The sequence below is a fragment of the Stieleria sedimenti genome (genome assembly GCF_025060895.1).
GTDB lineage: Bacteria > Planctomycetota > Planctomycetia > Pirellulales > Pirellulaceae > Stieleria > Stieleria sedimenti.
In genome coordinates this window covers 1-1,262 of the sequence record NZ_JANZKV010000385.1, presented here as the reverse complement: position 1 = coordinate 1,262, position 1,262 = coordinate 1, and the positions used below count along the sequence as shown (strand labels likewise).

The 1,262-nt window shown below is 55.9% G+C and carries 2 protein-coding genes; both read left to right on the top strand.

All coding sequences use genetic code 11. The annotated features are described in order from the left end of the window. Positions 1-153: 153 nt before the first annotated feature. Positions 154-369, top strand: coding sequence for a hypothetical protein (locus NZK35_RS34050; protein WP_259636989.1), 216 nt, complete (start codon positions 154-156; stop codon positions 367-369). A gap of 350 nt (positions 370-719) precedes the next feature. After that, positions 720-1,235: a hypothetical protein gene (locus NZK35_RS34045; RefSeq protein WP_259636988.1), complete on the top strand. Its 516-nt coding sequence runs from the start codon at positions 720-722 to the stop codon at positions 1,233-1,235. Positions 1,236-1,262: the final 27 nt, after the last annotated feature.

Below are 1,262 nucleotides of genomic sequence, written 5' to 3'. Positions count from 1 at the left end.
CAACGCCTGTTGATTGCAACACTGACGACCAACGCCGGAAACCAACACTGGTAACCAGCGTCTGGATCCCGACTGCAATCTGGGTCGCTGAATTGGCATTGGCATTCCGATGGAGTACATTGTCAACGAGCGACGATGGCTCGAACCGTCGTCATGACTGAAGACGCGAACCAGGCGATGAACGGGAGTTGCGGGCGCCGTTGTTTCGTGAGTTCAGGTTTTCTGGCCGCAACCCCGTTATCGCTATCGTTCGCGGCGGTAGACGTGGCTGCGATGGGCCAACGCCTGTCGTCGATGCTGCTGATTGGTGCGCTTGAAGTTGGCCCACTTGATGTCATCGAACCTCCGTTTCCTGGGATTCGCTTTTGATGTCACGGTTTGATGGGTGCGCGGTCGACTCAGCTGACGTAGACAGACCGACGCCTGTCGATTTCAACGCTGACGACCGACGCCTGACAGGCTGACTGCAGATTGGGACGCTCGAATTTCCCTTGGCAATTCCGATCGAGTACATTGGCAAGCCGCGACGATCGTTCCAAACCGGCGTGCCGACCGGCGCCACGAACCCGGCGATGCACCCCAGCACACTCATTGTTGCGAGATACAAACTTTCACACCGTTTCGGTCATCACGCTCACGCCAACTCAATCGTGAAGGCCCGCGTGCGAGGTGATCGCTGATGTTCGCCGAAATGAGATTGCTAAGCCGCTCATCGCATCATGACACAAGAGCAATCGAGTGATCTTTTCGGCAACGTGATCGCGCACCGCAACAACAATGTATTTGCCGTCGCGCTGAACATTGGTGGCGAGTGCGATGCATCTGTTCCAAAACCTGTCGCTCGTGAAGTCTTCCGGATTATCCCCGGCGATCCGGTTGCTATTCGACAATCATCACCACCACGATTGAATCGGATCGTCGGCTTTTCGCCATGCCTGTACTACAAACGCTACTGGGATGAGGACTCTGGCGGACGTTGTTCCGGCTGGGGCGGATCACACTTCTTTTTCGAGGTCCATCCCGACGGATGGGTCGCTCGGCAGCTCCAAGCATTCGACAATGGCGAGCTGATTCTTTACGATGAAACGTGCGATGAGGACGAATTCGGTGGCCGATCGACCGTCCAGTTGGACGCTCGTGAATACGCTCCGTTCTTGATTGCCCGGTCTGAATTTGTCAGCAATTGGAAACCAGACCTCGCTGCCAACCGAAGCCGAAATAGCGGCGAACCATGAAATGCACGGGAGGACGGGAGTCGTGTT